14 protein-coding genes and 1 tRNA gene are annotated in these 18407 nt (G+C 68.8%); 8 read left to right on the top strand and 7 right to left on the bottom strand.

What is annotated here, in order from left to right:
• Positions 1 to 17: 17 nt before the first annotated feature.
• From TR49_RS31915 to TR49_RS31905, 4 genes are all read left to right on the top strand, one after another.
• A complete protein-coding gene (locus TR49_RS31915) occupies positions 18 to 7040 on the top strand; it encodes a polymorphic toxin-type HINT domain-containing protein (RefSeq protein ID WP_160311667.1) in 7023 nt (2340 codons plus the stop codon).
• Between the two features lie 23 nt (positions 7041 to 7063).
• Complete coding sequence (locus tag TR49_RS43220) at positions 7064 to 7432, top strand: hypothetical protein (protein WP_152627552.1); 369 nt, start codon at positions 7064 to 7066, stop codon at positions 7430 to 7432.
• A gap of 139 nt (positions 7433 to 7571) precedes the next feature.
• The gene (locus tag TR49_RS31910) at positions 7572 to 7922 is read left to right on the top strand and encodes a hypothetical protein (protein ID WP_369405352.1); all 351 of its coding nucleotides are present in this window, start codon (positions 7572 to 7574) and stop codon (positions 7920 to 7922) included.
• 132 nt (positions 7923 to 8054) lie between these two features.
• The gene (locus TR49_RS31905; RefSeq protein WP_042387771.1) at positions 8055 to 9146 is read left to right on the top strand and encodes an integrase core domain-containing protein; all 1092 of its coding nucleotides are present in this window, start codon (positions 8055 to 8057) and stop codon (positions 9144 to 9146) included.
• Positions 9147 to 9467: 321 nt separating this feature from the next.
• Here the strand turns inward: TR49_RS31905 and TR49_RS31900 are convergent.
• The 4 genes from TR49_RS31900 to TR49_RS31885 all read right to left on the bottom strand — a co-directional run bounded on the left by TR49_RS31900 (position 9468) and on the right by TR49_RS31885 (position 12494).
• Positions 9468 to 9541, bottom strand: a tRNA-Pro gene (locus TR49_RS31900).
• Between the two features lie 152 nt (positions 9542 to 9693).
• Entirely contained in the window at positions 9694 to 11043 is a 1350-nt protein-coding gene (locus TR49_RS31895) for an MFS transporter (RefSeq protein ID WP_084725642.1), read from the bottom strand.
• Positions 11044 to 11127: 84 nt separating this feature from the next.
• The gene (locus tag TR49_RS31890; RefSeq protein ID WP_042387769.1) at positions 11128 to 11985 is read right to left on the bottom strand and encodes an acyl-CoA thioesterase; all 858 of its coding nucleotides are present in this window, start codon (positions 11983 to 11985) and stop codon (positions 11128 to 11130) included.
• Positions 11986 to 12098: 113 nt separating this feature from the next.
• Complete coding sequence (locus TR49_RS31885; RefSeq protein WP_042387809.1) at positions 12099 to 12494, bottom strand: PTS-dependent dihydroxyacetone kinase phosphotransferase subunit DhaM; 396 nt, start codon at positions 12492 to 12494, stop codon at positions 12099 to 12101.
• Between the two features lie 230 nt (positions 12495 to 12724).
• Here TR49_RS31885 and dhaK point away from each other — a divergent pair, with 230 nt between their 5' ends.
• From dhaK to TR49_RS31870, 3 genes are all read left to right on the top strand, one after another.
• Positions 12725 to 13867 carry a dihydroxyacetone kinase subunit DhaK gene (gene dhaK / locus TR49_RS31880; protein ID WP_042387768.1) on the top strand — a complete coding sequence of 381 codons (1143 nt, stop codon included), beginning with the start codon at positions 12725 to 12727 and terminating at the stop codon, positions 13865 to 13867.
• A 43-nt stretch (positions 13868 to 13910) separates the two neighbouring features.
• Positions 13911 to 14618 carry a dihydroxyacetone kinase subunit DhaL gene (gene dhaL, locus TR49_RS31875; RefSeq protein WP_169790010.1) on the top strand — a complete coding sequence of 236 codons (708 nt, stop codon included), beginning with the start codon at positions 13911 to 13913 and terminating at the stop codon, positions 14616 to 14618.
• 229 nt (positions 14619 to 14847) lie between these two features.
• Entirely contained in the window at positions 14848 to 15771 is a 924-nt protein-coding gene (locus TR49_RS31870) for an NADP-dependent oxidoreductase (protein ID WP_042387765.1), read from the top strand.
• Positions 15772 to 15791: 20 nt separating this feature from the next.
• Here TR49_RS31870 and TR49_RS44140 read toward each other — a convergent pair whose 3' ends face one another.
• Both TR49_RS44140 and TR49_RS31865 read right to left on the bottom strand, forming a co-directional pair.
• Positions 15792 to 15965, bottom strand: coding sequence for a hypothetical protein (locus TR49_RS44140; protein WP_160311666.1), 174 nt, complete (start codon positions 15963 to 15965; stop codon positions 15792 to 15794).
• A 35-nt stretch (positions 15966 to 16000) separates the two neighbouring features.
• On the bottom strand, positions 16001 to 16471 hold the full coding sequence (locus tag TR49_RS31865) for a membrane protein (protein WP_042387764.1): 471 nt from the start codon (positions 16469 to 16471) through the stop codon (positions 16001 to 16003).
• A 114-nt stretch (positions 16472 to 16585) separates the two neighbouring features.
• On the opposite strand from TR49_RS31865, the gene TR49_RS31860 reads away from it, so the two are divergent.
• Positions 16586 to 17029, top strand: a complete 444-nt coding sequence (locus tag TR49_RS31860) for a hypothetical protein (protein WP_160311665.1) — start codon at positions 16586 to 16588, stop codon at positions 17027 to 17029.
• A gap of 4 nt (positions 17030 to 17033) precedes the next feature.
• On the opposite strand, the gene TR49_RS31855 is transcribed toward TR49_RS31860, so the two are convergent.
• Positions 17034 to 18011, bottom strand: a complete 978-nt coding sequence (locus TR49_RS31855; protein WP_042387760.1) for a TIGR03619 family F420-dependent LLM class oxidoreductase — start codon at positions 18009 to 18011, stop codon at positions 17034 to 17036.
• Positions 18012 to 18407: the final 396 nt, after the last annotated feature.

Here is an 18407-nt window from a genome sequence, read left to right as displayed (position 1 = left end):
CGAGGGGGCGGGCAGCTGTGATACCCGGCATCAACCGGCGCACCACGACGCGGATTCGGGCCCAGAGAGGGCCGCTGCGGCGCCTGTTCGCGGTCGCTGTCACCGCGGCCCTCGCCGCCGGGACGCTGGGGGCCTCACCCGCGCTCGTGCAGACGCGTAAGCCCGCGACGTTGCCCAAGACCCCCACGGTGCCCGTCACAGCGGTCGTCTCGCACTACCAGCACGCCAACCCCATGCCGAACTGGCATCCCAAGGCACCGAGCTGGCCAGCAGGATCGGCCACAGTCATGCTCCAGACCGCATCGGCTTCCCCCGCCGTTGCGGCGGGGCACACATCCGCCACCCAGTCATCAACTCCCACGGTGCGTGCTGGCACCCTGCCCGTGTGGTTGACCCCGAGCATTGCGACGCGTGCGCATGGGAGCAACACGGCCGCGCAGGCGGACTCCACGACAGCCGCGGTCACGGTGCTGTCGCGCAAGGCTGCGCAGTCCGCGGGCGTCAACGGCGTCCTGCTCGCGGTCAAGGCCGCGGCAAGCAACATCGGACCGTTTCGCCTCACGCTCGGCTACGGCAGCTTCGCCGACGCCTTCGGCGGCGACTGGGCCTCACGCCTCCACCTGGTCGAGATGCCCGCCTGCTCCCTGACAACCCCCCAGGTCGCGACGTGCCGGGTTCAGACCCCGGTGGTGACGAGCAACTCCACCAAGACACAGCAACTCTCCGCCCAGGTCGCATCGGCACCCAGCGCCAGTGCGCGTCCCACGGCTGGGGCGCGCATCCAGTCGAGCGCGACGATGGCGGGCGGAATGACTGTCCTCGCGGCCGACTCTTCGGCAAGCGGAGGCGGTGGGGACTTCTCCCAGACATCGCTGAAGGCTTCGGGGTCCTGGCAGGCAGGCGGCAGCATGGACGCCTTCACCTGGTCCTACCCGATCACGACCCCCGCCGTTCCCGGCGGCCTGGCACCCAAGCTCTCCCTGGACTACGACTCGCAGTCGCTGGACGGCCTCACCTCGTCGACCAACAACCAGGCATCCGTCGTCGGCGACGGATTCACCCTGGACGAGTCCTACATCGAACGCACCTACCAGTCGTGCCATCAGAACCCTGCAGGATCCACAAAGACCTGGGACCAGTGCTGGTCGCCCGACAACCAGATCTCCATGTCCCTCAACGGGCAGACCACAACGCTCATCAGGGACGACAGCGACACCAAGAACATCTGGCACGCCCAGAACGACGCGAACGAAAAGATCGAATACCTGACCGGGGCCACAAACGGCGCACAGGGCGGCGAATACTGGCGGGTTACCACCCCGGACGGCACCCAGTACACCTTCGGCCTCAACGAACTACCGGGCTGGGCATCCGGGGACGCGACCACGAACTCGGTGCTGACCGAGCCCGTGTACGAAACGGCAGCCCGAACCGGGTCCACCTGCTACAACGCCACGTTCTCCAGCTCCTACTGCAAGCAGGCGTACCGCTGGATGCTGGACTACGTCAAGGACACCCACGGCGACGTCGTCTCGTACTTCTACAACACCGACACCAACTACTACGCCCAGGACCTCGGCACCACCGCCCCCTCCACCTCCGCGTACACGCGCGACGCCCACCTGTCCAAGATCCAGTACGGACAGCGAGGCGGCTCGGTGTACACCACCAGCCCGGCCGGCATCGTCTCCCTTTCCTACAACGGCCGCTGCAACACCTCATCCACCGGATGCGCGACCTCCACGCTGACCTCATCATCCGCACCCAGCTGGCCGGACGTCCCCTACGACCTCAACTGCGCCAGCGGAGCATCATGTAACTCCCAAGGCCCGTCCTTCTGGTCCGAGAACGAGCTGACGGGAATCCAGACCCAGGCCTTGGTCGGGACCACCGAGACGAGCGTGGACTCGTGGGCATTCACCTACAGCTTTCCACCGACCCACGACGCCACGACGCCGTCACTGTGGCTGTCGACGCTGACCAGAACAGGACAGGACACCACCGCAGGCGGATCCAGCTCGTCCCTTCCGATGCCGGCCATCACGTTCAACGGCCAGACGCTGTCCAACCGGGTGGACACCACCGACGGATACCCGCCGATCACGCGCTACCGCCTCAACAAGATTACGACAGAGACCGGCGGCATCATCAGCGTCGGCTACTCCAGCGCCGCCTGCGGATCCGGCACACCAAGTGACCCAAGCCAGAACCAACAGCTGTGCTACCCCGTGTACTGGACCCCCAGCGGGAAGACGACCCCGATCGAGGACTGGTTCAACAAGTACATCGTCACCGGTGTCACACAGGAGGACCCGACCGGCGGCAATGTCAGCGACGACATCACCACCACCTACACGCCAGTCGGCAACCCCGCCTGGCACTACGACGACAACCCGCTGACCCCTGCCAACCAGCGCACCTGGGACCAATGGCGCGGCTACCAGGGAATGAAGGTCACCACAGGAACCAGCCCGGACCCCGTCACCGAAACCGACTACAAGTACTTCCAAGGCATGGACGGCGACACCCTGCCCGGTGGGAAGACCCGCACGGCAACCGTCACCGACGTCCGCAACGACCCCGCGATCACCGACTCGAACCAGTACGCCGGTACGACCTACGAGACCGTCGCTTACAACGGCTCCGGCACCGGAAAGGTCGTCACGGACACCATCTCCGACCCGTGGACCTCCAGCGCGACCGCCAGCCACACTACGACCGTGTCCGGCCTCCCGCCCCAAGAGGCCTTCTACACGGGAACAGCCGACACGAAGGTCTACACCCCGCTGGCCTCCGGAAACACCCAAGAGACAGAGACCGACTACACCCACGACTCCTACGGGCGTGTTACCAAGGTCAACGACCTGGGCGACGTCTCCACGTCGACGGACGACCAGTGCACCACCACCACCTACGACGACAACACCACCAACTGGATCCTCGACACCCCAGACGAGGTTCGGACCGTCTCGGTGAACTGCTCCACCTCGCCCACGCTTCCCGTGGACGCGGTCAACGACACCCGCTCCTTCTACGACGGTGCCACCACCTTCGGCACGGCCCCCACCATCGGCGACGTCACCACCACGCAGAAGGCCGCCAGCTATAGCGGGTCCACCCCGAACTACGTCACCATGTCGACCGTCGTCAGCGAGGACGCCTACGGCCGACCCACGGCGGTCAAGGACGCTGACGGCCGGCAAAGCAATACGGTTTACACGCCAACGGCGGGCGCAGAGCCAACATCACAGACCGTCACTGACCCGTTGGGGCACACCACCACCACCACCTACGACCCCCTTCGCGACCTCAAGAAGTCGGTGACCGACCCCGGCGGATACGTGACCTCCACCCAGTACGACGCGCTGGGCCGAACCACCGCGGTGTTCAAGCCCGGCATCACCAACGCGGTCACGAAGTACAGCTACACCGTCTCCAACAGCGCTCCCTCGATCGTGACAGCACAGTCGCTGGACAACGACGGCACCACCTACCGCACCAGCGAGACCCTCTACGACGCACTCCTACGCGTCCGGGAGACCCAGACCGCCACACTCGACGGCGGACGCGACGTCACCGACACCGTCTACAACACCCTCGGACAGGTCGCCAAGACCACCGATCCCTACCACGACGGCAGCGCCCCCAACGCAACCCTGGTGCAGGCGCAAGACGGAATCGTTCCTTCCGAGACCGGATTCACCTACGACGGAGCCGGCCGCAAGACCGCCGCGATCGCCTACAACAACGCCACGCAGACCTGGCAAACCACCTACACCTACGGCGGCAACTTCACCACCACAGTGCCCCCAGCCGGTGGCACTGCCGAAACGGTGATCACGGACGCCCGAGGCCATACGACTGACCTGTACCAGTACCACACCGGCGTGCCCACGGACCCGGTCAACGACCCCACCTCGGACTACTCCGACACCCAGTACAGCTATGACCCGGCCGGCCACCGCATCGGGGAGAAGGACGCCGCCGGAAACTCCTGGTCCTGGTCCTACAACCTTCTCGGCCAGCTGTCTTCCGCCACCGACCCCGATTCGGGAACAACCGCTACTACATACGACAACGCCGGCCAACTGCTCACAAGCACCGACGCACGAGGCAAGCAGACCAGCTACACCTACGACCTAGACGGCCGCAAGACCGCCGCCTACGACACCACAGGAAACGTCGCCCAGGCGTCCACCAACCAGATCGATGCCTGGACCTACGACACGCTCAAAAAGGGCTACCCCACCGCCTCGACGTCCTACCAGATGGGCACCACCAGCCCCTCCGTAGCGAGCACGGCGCTCGCCTACAACACGCTCGGCGATGTGTCGGTCTCCAAGGTCACGCTCGGCAACCTCCCGGCTAACGAGGCGCCGCTCGCCCCGTCCGGTGGCTACGTGACCACGTTCGGGTTCAGCCCGAACGGAAACCCGACCACACTGGGCGACCCGGCTGCCGGCGGCCTTCCCGCCGAAACCCTCACCACAAGCTACGACAACTACAACGAACCCACCGGCCTCGCCAACAGCGGCGCCAACGGCTGGACCTACGCACAATCCATCGGCTACGACGCGTACGGTAAGCCGCTGCTGTACACACTCGGCCCGACCAGCAGCTGGGTCCAGCTCGGGCTGACCTACGACCCCCAGACCAACGCCATCACCGAGGCCAAGACCACAGACTCCACCAGCAACAAGGTGGTAGACGACACCGGCTACAACTTCGGCAACGGCAGCACCGTCTCCAAGGGCTCAGGACTGCTCACCTCCACCACCGACAGCCAAAACGGCGCCAGCACGGTAGACACCCAGTGCTTCACCTACGACTACGCCACCCGCCTCACCGGAGCCTGGACCGCCACCGACAACTGCGCCGCCACCCCGACACCGGGCAACAGCAGCACAGTCGGCGGCACCAACCCCTACTGGCAGACCTGGACCTACGACGCCGCCGGCGACCGGCTCACCCAGACCGACCACGACACCACCGGCAACAACAGCAACGACACCACCACCAACTACAACTACCCCACCGCCGGGTCCACCACAGACCAGCCGCACACACTCACCAGCACCACCGCCACCGGCCCGGGCGCCACAACCAACACCGCCACATACACCTACGACGCAGCTGGCAATACCCGCAACATCACCGGCGGAGCCCTCGGCAACCAGACCCTGACCTACAACGACCAGGGCAAACTCGGCGCCGACGCCACCAGCGCAGGCACCACCAACTACCTTTACGACGCCAACGGAAATCTGGTTCTGCGCACCGACCCCAACCAGGCCACTCTCTTCATCGGCGACACGCAGATCGTCGAGATCCTCTCCGCCCAGTCGACCACCGGCACCCGTTACTACACCATCGCCGGCGCGACCATTGCCGAACGCTCCAACACTGGCGACATCCAGTACCTGATCCCCAACCGTCAGGGCACAGACACCCTCGCTATCGACTCCCAGACCCAAACCGCCAGCCGTCGCCAGTACACCCCCTTTGGCCAGACCCGTGGAACCGCATCCACCAATTGGCCCGGCGACAAGGGGTATGTAGGCGGCGCCCCTGACTCGGCCACCAATCTCGAAAACATAGGCGCCCGCGAGTACAACCCCCAAACCGGCCGCTTCCTCTCTATCGACCCCGTATTCGAAGCCACCGACCCCAACCAACTTGGCGGCTACGACTATGCCGCCAACAACCCCGCCACCGGCAGCGACCCCACCGGGATGCGCAGCGACGACGGCTCAGACGGCGGCTATAACAAGTGTGACTACGACCCCGCGGCATGCAATAACGGGCAGCCGAAGCAAAGCAATGGATACGACCCTATAGCCAAGACCAAGGGGCCCGCGTACGTTCAGATCAGCCCCCATCTTTACGTGCAGGTTGACGTGCCGAGCCTCGGAAAGCTGATCGCGGCTTGGAAGTGGTATGTATCCCAGTCGAACTTCAAGATCACGGCATCGGCCGAACTGGGCTGGTGGGCGTCCTACTGTGTCGGCAATCGGGATGTCTGCGGGATGAGTCTCACGGGCAACCTCGAAAGCGCCTCCCTGGACGTTCTGTCGACGGGATCCGCATTCCCACGAGGATCGCTATTCGTGGATAGTCACTACAGTGTGCAAACGCTTCAGGTAGTGGCGGTTCCTGTTGCTGCTGGCTCGGGGTGCAGCTTTTCGCCGAACACATTCGTCCTCATGGCAAATGGGACTGTGAAACCTATTGGCAAGCTCAAGAATGGCGATGAAGTAAAGTCGGCTGACCCCAATACTGGCAAGACCGTAGGGGCTCGAGCCATTCAGCATGTCTGGGTCAACCACGACCGGGATCTGCTGAATGTGGTAGTCGATTACGGTAACGGCCACACTGCGGCAATCCATACCACGGCTAATCATCCGTTCTGGGACGACACAACCCACTCTTGGGTTCGGGCCGACCATCTTGGTCATGGCGACAAGCTTGTAAGTACCCATGGCCAGGATGCTGCCGTCATTAGAACAGTGAGCACGTCTGGAACGGCCAATCGGTGGAATCTCACGATTCAAGGCCTGCACACCTACTACGTTATGGCTGGGCCTGTCCCAATCCTGGTTCATAATTCCTGTGGGCCAGACGACGTTTACGAGCAACTGCAGGCTGAAGATGCGGCTGCTCCGGCGGGTACCTACCTCTACCGAGGTGTACCCATGGGCCACGGTGGGTATGAAGATGCTTTGGAAGGCAATGCTTACCCTCGCGGAGGATCTGCCACGCCGGAAGAACACAATGACGGCAATACCGAAAGTGAATTCAATTCCTGGACCACTAGCCTCTCGGTTGCGCGAAATTATGCAATGGGCGTACGCGCTGGCGAGTCACCTGGTGTCGTCTTGCGCGTCCAACTCCCCCTGGGGCAGCCCATTCGGATCATGTCGCTGTACGGGGAGGATAAGTGGGGAGAAAACGAAGTTCTCACCGGGACTGTTGAAGGGGCCGAGGTCTTTCCAATGAATGGTGGTGACGGCGACGGCGCTGGGGGTGGCAGTGGTGAATAAGCGGACCAGTATGGAGGGCGGACATGTCGATTGAAATAGGCCTAGAGGAGGCAAGGAATTCCCTTGCCTTCCTTGCGGCGGCCGGCTGGAAGTCGGCGGCTTGTGGCCTGAAGATCATAGACAGGCTTGAGGGCTATTCTTATCGCGCTGCATCGCTGGGCGCGGCAGATGCAGCGAGCATCTATGCTGTTCGGGCGGCGAGCTTCAGGGGGTCCGGAAGAGAAGGGGTCGAAGTTGAGCGCTTCCTCGCTGCCCTGCAGGAGGCCAGGGGTGAGCCTATCCTTATTTTTTCGGTAGCCGATGATAAATGGTCGTGTGTGTGCGCTGCAACAGTTGATTTGGCCACTGCAATTGCGGCTGTGGCTCTTCCTGTTGTGAGATCCAGCGTCTGAATTTAAGCATTTTTATGTCTTGGGTTCGAAATCGTCGACCGATGACCAAGATCGGAAGGCGTCCCGATGATCGAGGGCCGGATAAAGGGCAGGACCATCCTGCGCTCTGAATTGTCCCGATCCGGCATGATCGCGTTTCGTGCTCGTGCGCTTCGCGAATCTCGCGGTCTCCCACGCTTTCGCCGCCCTGCGGCTGCCGCCGATGAGCGACCGCAAGAAGGACGTGGAGATCCTGGTTCTGCGTCACCAGATCACGGTCCTTGAACGACAGCTCGGTGGGGACAAGGTGACGTTCTCTCCGGAGGATCGCGCGTTCCTGGCGGCTCTGCTGGTTCCGCTGCCGCGGGAGTTCCTGCGTCGGCTCGTTTGCTTGTCCGTCCAGACACGGTGCTGCGGTGGCGTCGTGACCTCATGGGGCGGCGCCACGCGCGAAGCTGCGGGCCGAAGCGCCCCGGGCGTCCGCCGACGGTCCGTTCGGTCCGGCTCCTGATCCTGCGCCTGGTGCGCGAGAACTGCGGGTGCCGATAAATCATCCGGGCAGGTCAGCGGCATGATCGTGGGGATCCCGTTGGTTACCCTGCGGGCTGTTCGGCGGCGGGGGAGGGCGGCAGGATGATCTCTTGTGCTACTGCGCCTGGTCTACCTTGCTGCCACCCACGCGTTTGCTCTGCTGCGCCTTCTACCGATGGGGGAGCGGGAGAAGGAGGTGGAGATACTGGTGCTGCGGCATCAGTTGCTGGTGCTTCAGCGCCAGGTCGGCAGGCCCGTGTTCACCGACGTTGATCGGGCGGTCCTGGCCGGGCTGCTCCACCATCTGCCGGGGGAGAGGCTCCGCCGTCTTCTGCTGCTGGTCCGCCCGGATACGATCCTGCGCTGGCACCGGGACCTTCTTCGGCGCCGGCATGCGGCGGCGTGTGTGCCGAAGCGGCGTGGGAGACCGCCGACCGTCCGCTCGATCCGGGCTTTGGTCCTGCGCCTGGCCCGGGAGAATCCCTCATGGGGCTACCGGCGGATCCACGGGGAGCTGGCGGCGCTGGGCATCAAGGTTGCAGCGTCCACGGTATGGGAGATCCTCAGGGAGCACGGCATCCCACCCGCCCCGGAACGGAACAGCACTACCTGGGCTGACTTTCTGCGCAGCCAGGCCGAGGCGCTGCTCGCCTGCGATCTCTTCGAGGCCCGCACGCTGACCGGGGCGCGCCTGTACGTCTTTGCGGTCATCGAGCACGCGAGCCGGCGCGTGCGGGTCATGGGCGCCACCCCGCACCCGACGGCGGACTGGATCGTGCAGCTCGGACGCAACCTCGTCATGGACCTTGAGGAAGCGGGCAGCAAGGCGCGGTTCCTGATCCGCGATCGCGACTCGAAGTTCACTGCGGCGTTCGACACGCTGCTGGCGGATGCCGGGCTGCAAGTCGTGACCACCGGTATCCGCGTGCCCCGGATGAACTCGATCATGGAGCGGTGGATCCAGACCTGCCGACGTGAACTCCTGGACCGCACGCTGATCTGGGACCAGCGCCACCTACGGCACGTGCTGCGGGAGTTCGAGACGTTCTACAACCAGCACCGGCCGCACCGGAGCCTGGGCCAAGCCGCTCCGCTGCGACCGCGGCCCGAGCCGGTCACCGTGCCGGCCCGAATCCGACGTCTGCCGGTTCGCCGACGAGACCGACTCGGAGGGACACTGCGCGAGTACCGCCATGCCAGCTGACCAGGCCGGATGAATTATCGGCACCCGCAATGTCGTCATGAGCGCAACTCACCCACCGTGTGGTCGACAACATATGGCGCTGCGTCAAAAGTGCCCAGGTGGCCCCGGATCTCGCGGCGGAGCGCGAAAGAAATCTGGGCATCTCGACCGTTGTGGGTGATAGCGGTCAACATGGATTGACCTGGGAGCGGATTGGGAGCCGAGTGCTCCCAGCGTCGCTCCCAATCCGCTCCCAGCCGAAGTGGGCCGAAAAACGTCGAGAGCCGGTGTCTGATGAATCAGACACCGGCTCTGACCTGCGACTCTGGACATCCGTCCGAGTCGGGACGACAGGATTTGAACCTGCGACCCCTTGACCCCCAGTCAAGTGCGCTACCAAGCTGCGCCACGTCCCGTGACTGCGCTGCCTTGCGGCTTTGCGGTCTGTCCCCGGTCTCCCGGGCACAGGAAGAACAATACAGGATCCGGGGCCGTGCTTGTGCACGGGTTTCCGTGTGGATGCGTGCAGGTCACAGCGGTGCGGGTGGGGGAGGGGCGGAGAAGGCGATCATGGGGTCGGGGTGCGGGAGTCGTAGCGGAGGAAGGACGGGTAGCGGACCAGGAGGAGGGCGAGGGTCGCGAGGCAGGCCAGGCCACCGGTGGTGGCGGAGATGGCCGGGGTGCTGAGCTGGGCGACGACGCCGGACTCGAAGTCGCCGAGGCGGGGACCGCCGGCGACGACGACGATGAAGACGCCCTGGAGGCGGCCGCGCATGTCGTCCGGGGCGGCGGCCTGGAGCATGGTGTTGCGGAAGATCATGGAGACGGTGTCCGCCGCGCCCGCGCAGGCGAGGAGGAGCAGGCCGAGCCAGAGGTCGTGGGCGAGGCCGAAGCCCGCGCAGGCCAGGCCCCAGGCGGCGACGGCGAGGGAGGTGGCGAAGCCGTGGCGGTGCACCCGGCTGACCCAGCCGGAGAAGAGGCCGCCGATCAGCGCGCCGACCGCCGGGGCGGCCGTGAGCAGGCCGACCGTGCCGGCGCCGCCGCCGTAGAGGGTGGCCGCGAGGGCCGGGAAGAGGGCGCGGGGCATGCCGAAGACCATGGCGGCGATGTCGGCGAGGAAGGTCATCCGCAGGTTGGGACGCTCCCGCAGGAAGCGCAGGCCCTCCAGGACGGAGACGCGCTTGCCGTTCGAGGACGCCTCGGGACGCATCGCGGGCAGCCGCCACATCGCGTAGAGGGACGCGCCGAAGGCGACCGCGTCGACGAGATAGGCGGCCTGGAAGCCCCAGATCCCGATGAAGAGCCCGCCGATCATGGGGCCGACCGTGAGGCCCAGGTTCATGCTCAGGCTGCCCAGGGCGTTCGCGGCCGGGAGCTGCTCGGCCGGGACCAGGCGCGGGATCATCGACGCGCGGGCCGGGGCGTTGATCGCGAAGCAGACCGCCTGGAGGGCCACGATCCCGTACAGCAGGCCGACCGCGTGCAGGCCCAGCAGTGCCTGGACGGCGAGGCCGACCGAGAGGACGGCGGCGCCGCTCGCGCCGGCGAGGCCGAGTTTGCGACGGTCGACGCGGTCGGCGATCGCGCCGCCGTAGAGGCCGAAGGCGACCAGGGGCAGCAGCGAGCACAGGCCGATCAGGCCGGTGGCCAGGGCCGAGTGCGTCAGCGCGTAGACCTGGACGGAGACGGCCAGCGCTGTCATCTGCTGGCCGATGCCGGAGACGGCCTGTCCCAACCAGAGCCGCCGGTAGTGCGGGTGCTCGCGCAGCGGCGTGATGTCGGCGAGCGAGCCGCGGACGGCGCGACCGAGGCGTCCGATCGGGCCGCCGGGAACGCTGGGAGCGGCGGGAGCGGCTGCTGTGGCGGGTGTGGCGTCCGGCGGGGCCGGGGCTGGGTCGGACTGCTGTTCTATGGGCACGGGTCATCTTCCCCCATCCGGCTGTGTGCTCCGGAAGGGGGCGATGGGACAGCGACGGAGACGGGGCGCGGGCGAGGGGACGCCTCAGGCGATGCGGCGGAAGAGGCCCTCCTGCATCACCGACACCACCAGGCAGCCCTGGCGGTCGAAGATCTGCCCGCGCGCGAGCCCGCGGCCGCCGACGGCCACCGGCGACTCCTGCTCGTAGAGCAGCCACTCGTCCGCGCGGAACGGCCGGTGGAACCACATGGCGTGGTCCAGCGAGGCCATGTCGAAGTGCCGTTTGCCCCACAGCGGCTCGACCGGGACGCGGACCGCGTCCAGCAGCGTCATGTCGCTCGCGTAGGTGACCGCGCAGGTGTGGATCAGCGGGTCGTCCGGGAGGGTGCCGTTGGTGCGCAGCCAGACCGCGCTGCGCGCCTCGACGCCCTTGAGCTCCTCCTCCGTCCAGCGCACGCGGTCGACGTAGCGGAGCTCGAAAGGCTGGCGGCGGCTGATGAAGGGCGGCAATTCGCCCAGCACCGAGCCGACCTCCTCCAGCGCCGACGGGAGCTCCTCCGGCCCCGGGACGTCGGGCCTCGCGATCTGGTGCTCGAACGGCGACTCCTCGGGCAGGTGGAAGTCGGCGGTCAGCGCGAAGATCGTCCGTCCCTGCTGGACGCCGAGCACCCGGCGGGTGGTGAAGGAGCGGCCGTCCCGGATCCGGTCGACCTGGTAGACGATCGGGATGCCCGGGATGCCCGGGCGCAGGAAGTACGCGTGCAGCGAGTGCACCGGTCTGTCCGGGGCGACGGTTCGGCCGGCCGCGATCAGGGCCTGGCCGGCGACCTGTCCGCCGAAGACGCGCTGGAGCGACTCCTCGGGGCTGCGTCCGCGGAAGATGTTGACCTCGATCTGTTCGAGGTCCAGCAGGTCCACCAGTTGGTCGACGGGACTGCCCACGGAGCCCTCACTCTCCTGTCGCGCGCGACGGGCCGTGCTCGTCGCGCGCTCGTTCCGATCGGTGCCGGTTGCATTCTCCCAGGGTGGTGACGCGGATGCCGCCGGAGGGCGGCTCAGAACTTGGGGACGGTGCGCGCCTCGCGTGCGGCCGCGGCGACGTCGGCCAGGGACGCGCCCGTCGACGCGGCGACGACGGCGGCGACGCCGCCCTCGACGAACGGCGCGTCGACCAGCAGCACGTCGTCACGCCCGAGGTCGGCGAGGACCAGGCGGGCGGTCAGCACGGAGCTGCCGAGGTCCGGCAGGAGCAGGACGCCCGCGCCCGCGTCGGCGGTGGTGACAGCGGCCTCGATCCGCTCGTAGCTGGTGCCCAGGCCGCCGTCGCGGGTGCCGTCCTCCGAGCCGCCCGCAGTGGCGATCGGGACCAGCCCGCCACCCAGCGGTTCGAGCAGCTCCCGGAGACCGGCGGCCAGTCGGGCGCTGTGCGAGACGAGGACGAGCCCCACGATGCCCGGCTGCCCGCGCCGGACCCCGGCCGCGCCGCTGCGTTCGGGCCCGGGCCCGGGCCCGGCCTCTTCCGTTGCGGACGCGAAGCGGACACGATCGGTGGGCGCGTTACTGCTCTCGGTCATGTCCGTGATGCTAGATTCGCGGCTCTCCGAAGTGAAAGCACAAGCGCGGGCGCGCGCGTGGCGATTCTGCGGTTCGGTCGTGCGGGCCGCACGGGAGGACTGCCGTTGTGAAGAAGTTCCTCAACACCCCTGACTCCTACGTCGCCGACAGCCTCGCCGGGCTTGCGGCCGCGCATCCGATGCTGACGGTCGTCCCCGGAGCCGGCGAGGGCGCCGATGAGAGCGCCGGCGGGTTCGTCCGACGCACGGCGCCGCCCCGGGCCGGCAAGGTCGCGCTCGTCTCGGGCGGCGGTTCCGGTCACGAGCCGTTGCATGCGGGCTTCGTGGGCGTCGGCATGCTGGACGCGGCCTGCCCGGGCGCGGTGTTCACCTCCCCGGTGCCGGGACAGATGCTGGCTGCGGCGCAGGCCGTCGACTCCGGCGCGGGAGTGGTGTTCGTCGTGAAGAACTACACCGGCGACGTGCTCAACTTCCAGATGGCTGCGGAGTTGGCCGTCGAGGACGCCGGGATCGCGGTGGAGACGGTGCTCGTCGACGACGACGTCGCGGTGCAGGACTCGACCTGGACGGCCGGCCGCCGGGGCACGGGCGCGACGTTGATGGTCGAGAAGATCGCGGGCGCGTTGGCCGAGCGCGGCGCGGAGTTGGGGGCCGTGGCCGAGATGGGCCGCCGGGTGAACGCGAGCGCGCGCTCGTTCGCGGTCGCGCTGACGGCGTGCACGACGCCCGCCAACGGGAAGCCCGGCTTCCTGCTGCCGGAGGACGAGATGGAGGTCGGCGTCGGCATCCACGGCGAGCCGGGCCGTCGGCGCGAGAAGCTCGCCACGGCGCACGAGGTCGCGGAACTGGCACTGGACGCGATCCTGGCCGAGTCGGTCTTCGCGGACGCGGCGGACGCGGCGCACGCGACGGATGTGCTGGACGCGGCGGACGCGGCGGACGCGGCGGACGTGCCGGGCGAGGCGGACGCTGCGGGCAAGGTGGCGAGGGCCGGCGCGGGGTCTGTCCAGGTGATCGTGATGGTGAACGGTCTCGGCGCGACGCCGCTGTCTGAGCTCTACATCCTCTTCAACGAGGTGTCGCGGGTGCTGGGCGGACGGGGCGTCACCATCGCGCGCAGCCTGGTCGGCAACTACGTGACGAGTCTCGACATGGCAGGCGCGTCGTTCACTCTCTGCCGGGTCGACGACGAGATGCTTGAGCTGTGGGATGCGCCCGTGAACACACCGGCACTGCGCTGGGGGCTGTGAACTCAGGGATCGGTCCCGGGCGGACGGGGGAGGCGAAACAAGCGTGAGCACCGGCGTGAACACGGGCGGCCAGGGTGACGGCGTGGACCGGGTCGACACGCTCGACCTCGTGACGACCCGCGCATGGATCCACGCCGTCGCGCTCGCGGTGTCGGCGCACCGCGACGAGTTGACGGAGCTCGACGCCGCGATCGGCGACGCCGACCACGGCGTGAACCTGCAGCGCGGCTTCGCGGCCGTCGAGGCGGCGACCGGCGGAGCGGGTCATGCGGGAGCGGGTCATGCGCCGGAGACGGTCGGGCAGTTGCTGGGCAAGGTCGGCATGACGCTGATCTCGAGCGTCGGCGGGGCGTCTGGTCCGCTCTACGGCACCGCGTTCCGAGCGATCGGCCGCGCGTTGACCACGCCGGAGGCCGACGGTGAACAGTTCGCGCTCGCGCTGCACGCGGGCCTGGACGCGGTCCGCGCGCTCGGGGCGGCCGCCGTCGGGGACAAGACGATGGTCGACGCACTCACCCCGGCCGTGGCGGCGTTCGACGCGGCGGTCACGGCGGGCGGCGACCTCCGCGCGGCCGCACGGGCCGCGGCGGACGCCGCGGAGGACGGTGCGCGGGCCACCACGCCCCTCCAGGCCCGCAAGGGACGCGCCTCCTACCTGGGCGAGCGCAGCATCGGTCACCAGGATCCGGGGGCGACCTCCACGGCCTTGATCTTCACGGCGTTGGCGGAGACGTTCGAGCGGCGCGGCTGAGACGGGAGCAACGGAGCGACGGGGGCGAAGGAGCGACGGAGCGACGGTGCGAAGGGGCGACGAAGCGAGGCGAGCGACGGGGCGGGGGACGAGGAGGACGGCTTCCCTCGAACGGCGGAGCCCGCCGCAGGGCGCAGGTGCCCGAGCGCGAGGCGCGGGAGAGGATCGTCGGCGAGGGCGGTTCAGGTCGCCCAGGCAGGCGCAGCGCGACGTGAACAGGGAGACGCAGATGAAGGCCGTCACCGTCGACGCATACGGCGAGACGCCGAGGCTCACCGAGCAGCCGCTGCCGAAGGTCGGGCCGGACTCGGTGCTGGTGCGGGTCAAGGCGGCCGGGTTGAACCCCGTCGACTGGCACGTGGCCGCGGGCGCGGCCGACCCGCTGCTCAACGTCTACTTCCCGCTCACGCTGGGCTGGGACGTGGCCGGGGTCGTCGAGCGGGTCGGGGTCGCGGTCACCGAGTTCGCCGAGGGGGACGAGGTCATCGCCTACAACCGGCAGGACTTCGCGCAGTTCGGCACGTGGGCCGAGTTCACGGCCGTGCCGGTGCGCGCGCTCGCGCCCAAGTCGCCCGCGATGAGCTGGGAGGAGGCCGGGGGCCTCCCGCTGGCCGGGTTGACGGCCTTTCAGGCGCTGGCGGCCGCGCACGTGAACGGGGGCGGGACTGTGCTGGTGCATGCGGCCGGGGGCGGCGTCGGTGGGTTCGCGACGCAGATCGCGGCGTCGCGCGGCGCGCGGGTGATCGGGACGACGTCCCGGACGGCGAGCTTCCCGTTCCTGCGGGAGCTGGGCGCGGAGCCGGTGTTGAGCGGTGAGGGGCTCGCGGACCGGGTACGGGACCTCGCGCCCGAGGGCGTGGACGCGGCGCTGGACTTCCTGGGCGGGGACTCGGTCGCCGTCTCCGCCGAGGTGGTGCGGGACCGGACGCGCATCGTCTCGGTCGTCGACGGCTCCGTGAAGGCCCTCGGCGGGCGCTACGTGTGGGTGCACCCCTCCGGCGCGGACCTGCGCGCACTCAACGCTCTCGCGGAGGCGGGCTCGCTGCGGGTGCACGTCACCCGCGACTACCCGCTCGCGGAGGCGGAAGAGGCCGTGGCACTCAGCCGCACCGGAACGGTGCGCGGCAAGATCGTGCTCACCGTGCCCGGATGAGCGGGCCCTTCGAATGCTGCTTACTGCTGGCCCTGCACCGGGACGGCGCAGCCGTCCGGGCCGCAGACGGGGGCGGCGTCGCCGTCCGCCTGGGGCAGGCCGGGGAGCTGGAGCATCTGCAGCAACGGAGCGGGTGTGGGCGTGGGCATGGGCGCGGACGTGTCGGTGGCTGTCGTCTCGGCGGTGTCGCTCATGGCCAGGACAACCCCGGTCGCGCCCGGCGCATTCCTCAGTGGCCCAGTGTGGAGCCCGGGCGGACGATCATGATGACCGTCACGGCCGCCCAGAGCAGGTTGAAGATGCCGGTGTACATGGCCAGCTGCTTGGTGTCCTTGACGCCGACCTCGCGACCGCGCGGACCCTTGCCCGTGAGCAGTTCGGCCTGACGGGGCAGGACCAGCACGGCGAGCAGGACGGCGGCGATCGCCGTCAGCACGATCGAGACGATCACCCAGGTCTGGCCGGTGACCTTCATCACCCCGGCCGCGGCGAAGCCGAACATGGGCACGGCCAGGCCGACGAGGGCGTAGACCTTGCAGATCCGGTTGAGCACTCCGAGCGTGGCGGCGTCCTCCAGGCTGTCCGGCCCGGCGGCCAGGGCCTTGCGCGCCACCGGCGGGAACATGCTGGCGGCCACGGCGACCGGGCCGATGGCCACGATGGCGGCGAGGATGTGCAGGATCAGGAAGAACTTCGTCACGGCGACGAGTCTAGGCAGGCCCCCTCCGGCCCCCTGCGGCCGGGGACCCCGTAGCCCGACGGTGGCCGAACCGGGGCGGCGACAGTGGACGGGTGCAGGCCATATCTTCATCGCATGGAACCGGTGGACAGGGTGACGGTGGAGCAGCGCCTCGCGGCGATCGAGGCGAAGCTGGACATGGTGCTGGCCAGGCTGGACGGTCTCGGCCTCGGAACGAGTGGCTACGCGCCGCAGGACGGCGTCCCGCAGGATCGCACGCCGGCCAACCCGAGGCGTTCGGAGTACGAGCCGCTGGACTACGTCGAGTTCAACACCGGCCCGTACGCCACTCCGGCCCCTGCTCCGTATCCCGCCTCGGCCGCCGGCCCGTATCCCGCGCCGGTCGCCGGACCGTACGTCGACCCGGCTCTGGAGCAGGTCCTGGAGCTGGTGCGGCAGGGCCGGAAGATCCAGGCGATCAAGGCCTACCGCGAGCGGACGGGCGCGGGCCTGCGCCAGGCGAAGGACGCGATCGACGCGATGGCGCTCGGCCAGTACCCGCAGACCGGACTCCGTTAGACGGTCAGACGTCGCACCCGTGGGCAGCTGCAGGCGGCTGGACGGCGGCCACCCCCGCCGCCCGCACCGCCGTGTGGAACTGCGACGCGAGGTCGACCAGCTCCTGTGCGTCCCGCGCGCTGCCCTGGAGGTCCAGCAGCAGTTCGTGCATTCCGGCCTCGGCCGCCGCGACCACGTCCGCGACGATCTGCTCGCGTGAGCCCGTGAACTGGGGGCGGCTCTCCTCGGCGACCGGTGTGGCGCGGATCGAGATGTTGGCGCGGCCGATCATCTGCAGGGCCGAGGCGTCCCGGCCGTGGCGCTCCGCGGCCTCGCGGATGGCGCTCCAGGCGGCCGGCAGGCGCTCGAACGGCACCCCGATCGGCAGCCAGCCGTCGGCGCGCCGGGCCAGCCGGTCCAGGGCGGGGCGGCCGGAGGCCGCGAGCAGGACCGGGATCGGTCGCGTCGGCTTCGGGCCGACCTCGGACTCGGCGATGACCGTGCGCTTGCCCGTGTAGGAGACGGGATCGGGACCCCAGACCGCCGTGAAGACGTCGAGCGTCTCCTCCAGTTGGGCGCCGCGCTCGGCGAAGGGAGCCGCGCCGGAGGCGGCGTACTCGTCGTGGGACCAGCCGGTGCCGAGTCCGGCGAGCAGTCGGCCCCCGCCCGTTGCCGCGTCCAAGGTGGCCAGCTGCTTGGCGAGTTGGAACGGCAGGTGCAGCGGTGCGACGAGCACGCTGGTGCCCAGCCGAACGCGGTCGGTCACGGCGCCCGCCGTCGCCAGCGTCATCAACGGCTCAGCGACGGAGCGGTAGCGGTCGGGCCAGGGGAGGCCCGGGACACCGAAGAGGCCCTGGGAGGGGTTCTCGGGGACGAGGAGGCGCTCGAACGCCCACAGGCTGTCGAATCCGATCACCTCCGCCGCGCGGGCCACCGTGGCGACGTCCCGGCCCGGCGTGTACTGGCGGAACTGCGGCAGGCTCAGGCCCAGGCGCATGGTCATCAGCGATCCCCCTCGGTTCGACGGCACATCCGCGGCCTTCAGCCGCGGGGCGGGCCGCCCGGCTCCGGGCGAAGGCACGCCGTCATGATCCTCCGTCATTCCCCGGCCGCTGGCCATGATCGAGACCGAGCTTCTTCCGGTGCACGCTTTCTGGCGACACGGCCGGGCGTGCGTCGGCTCGGCACGTGCCCTCGCATCCACCGCGCCGCCCCGCGCTTCCGCGCCGCATCCACCGCGCCCCGCCACGCCTCCGCGCCCGCGCTCGCACCGTGCTTCCGCGCCGCGTCCACCGGCCCCGCGCCTGCGCTCGCGCCGCGCCTCCGCGCCCGCCCCGCGTCGTGCCTCTGCGCTCGTCCCGCGCTTCCGCGCCCGCGCTCGCCCCGCGCCGCGTCCACC

Source organism: Streptacidiphilus melanogenes (assembly GCF_000787835.1).
Classification (GTDB): Bacteria; Actinomycetota; Actinomycetes; order Streptomycetales; family Streptomycetaceae; genus Streptacidiphilus; species Streptacidiphilus melanogenes.
Note: the sequence above shows the minus strand (reverse complement) of the source record. Positions and strands in the feature narration are given on the sequence as shown.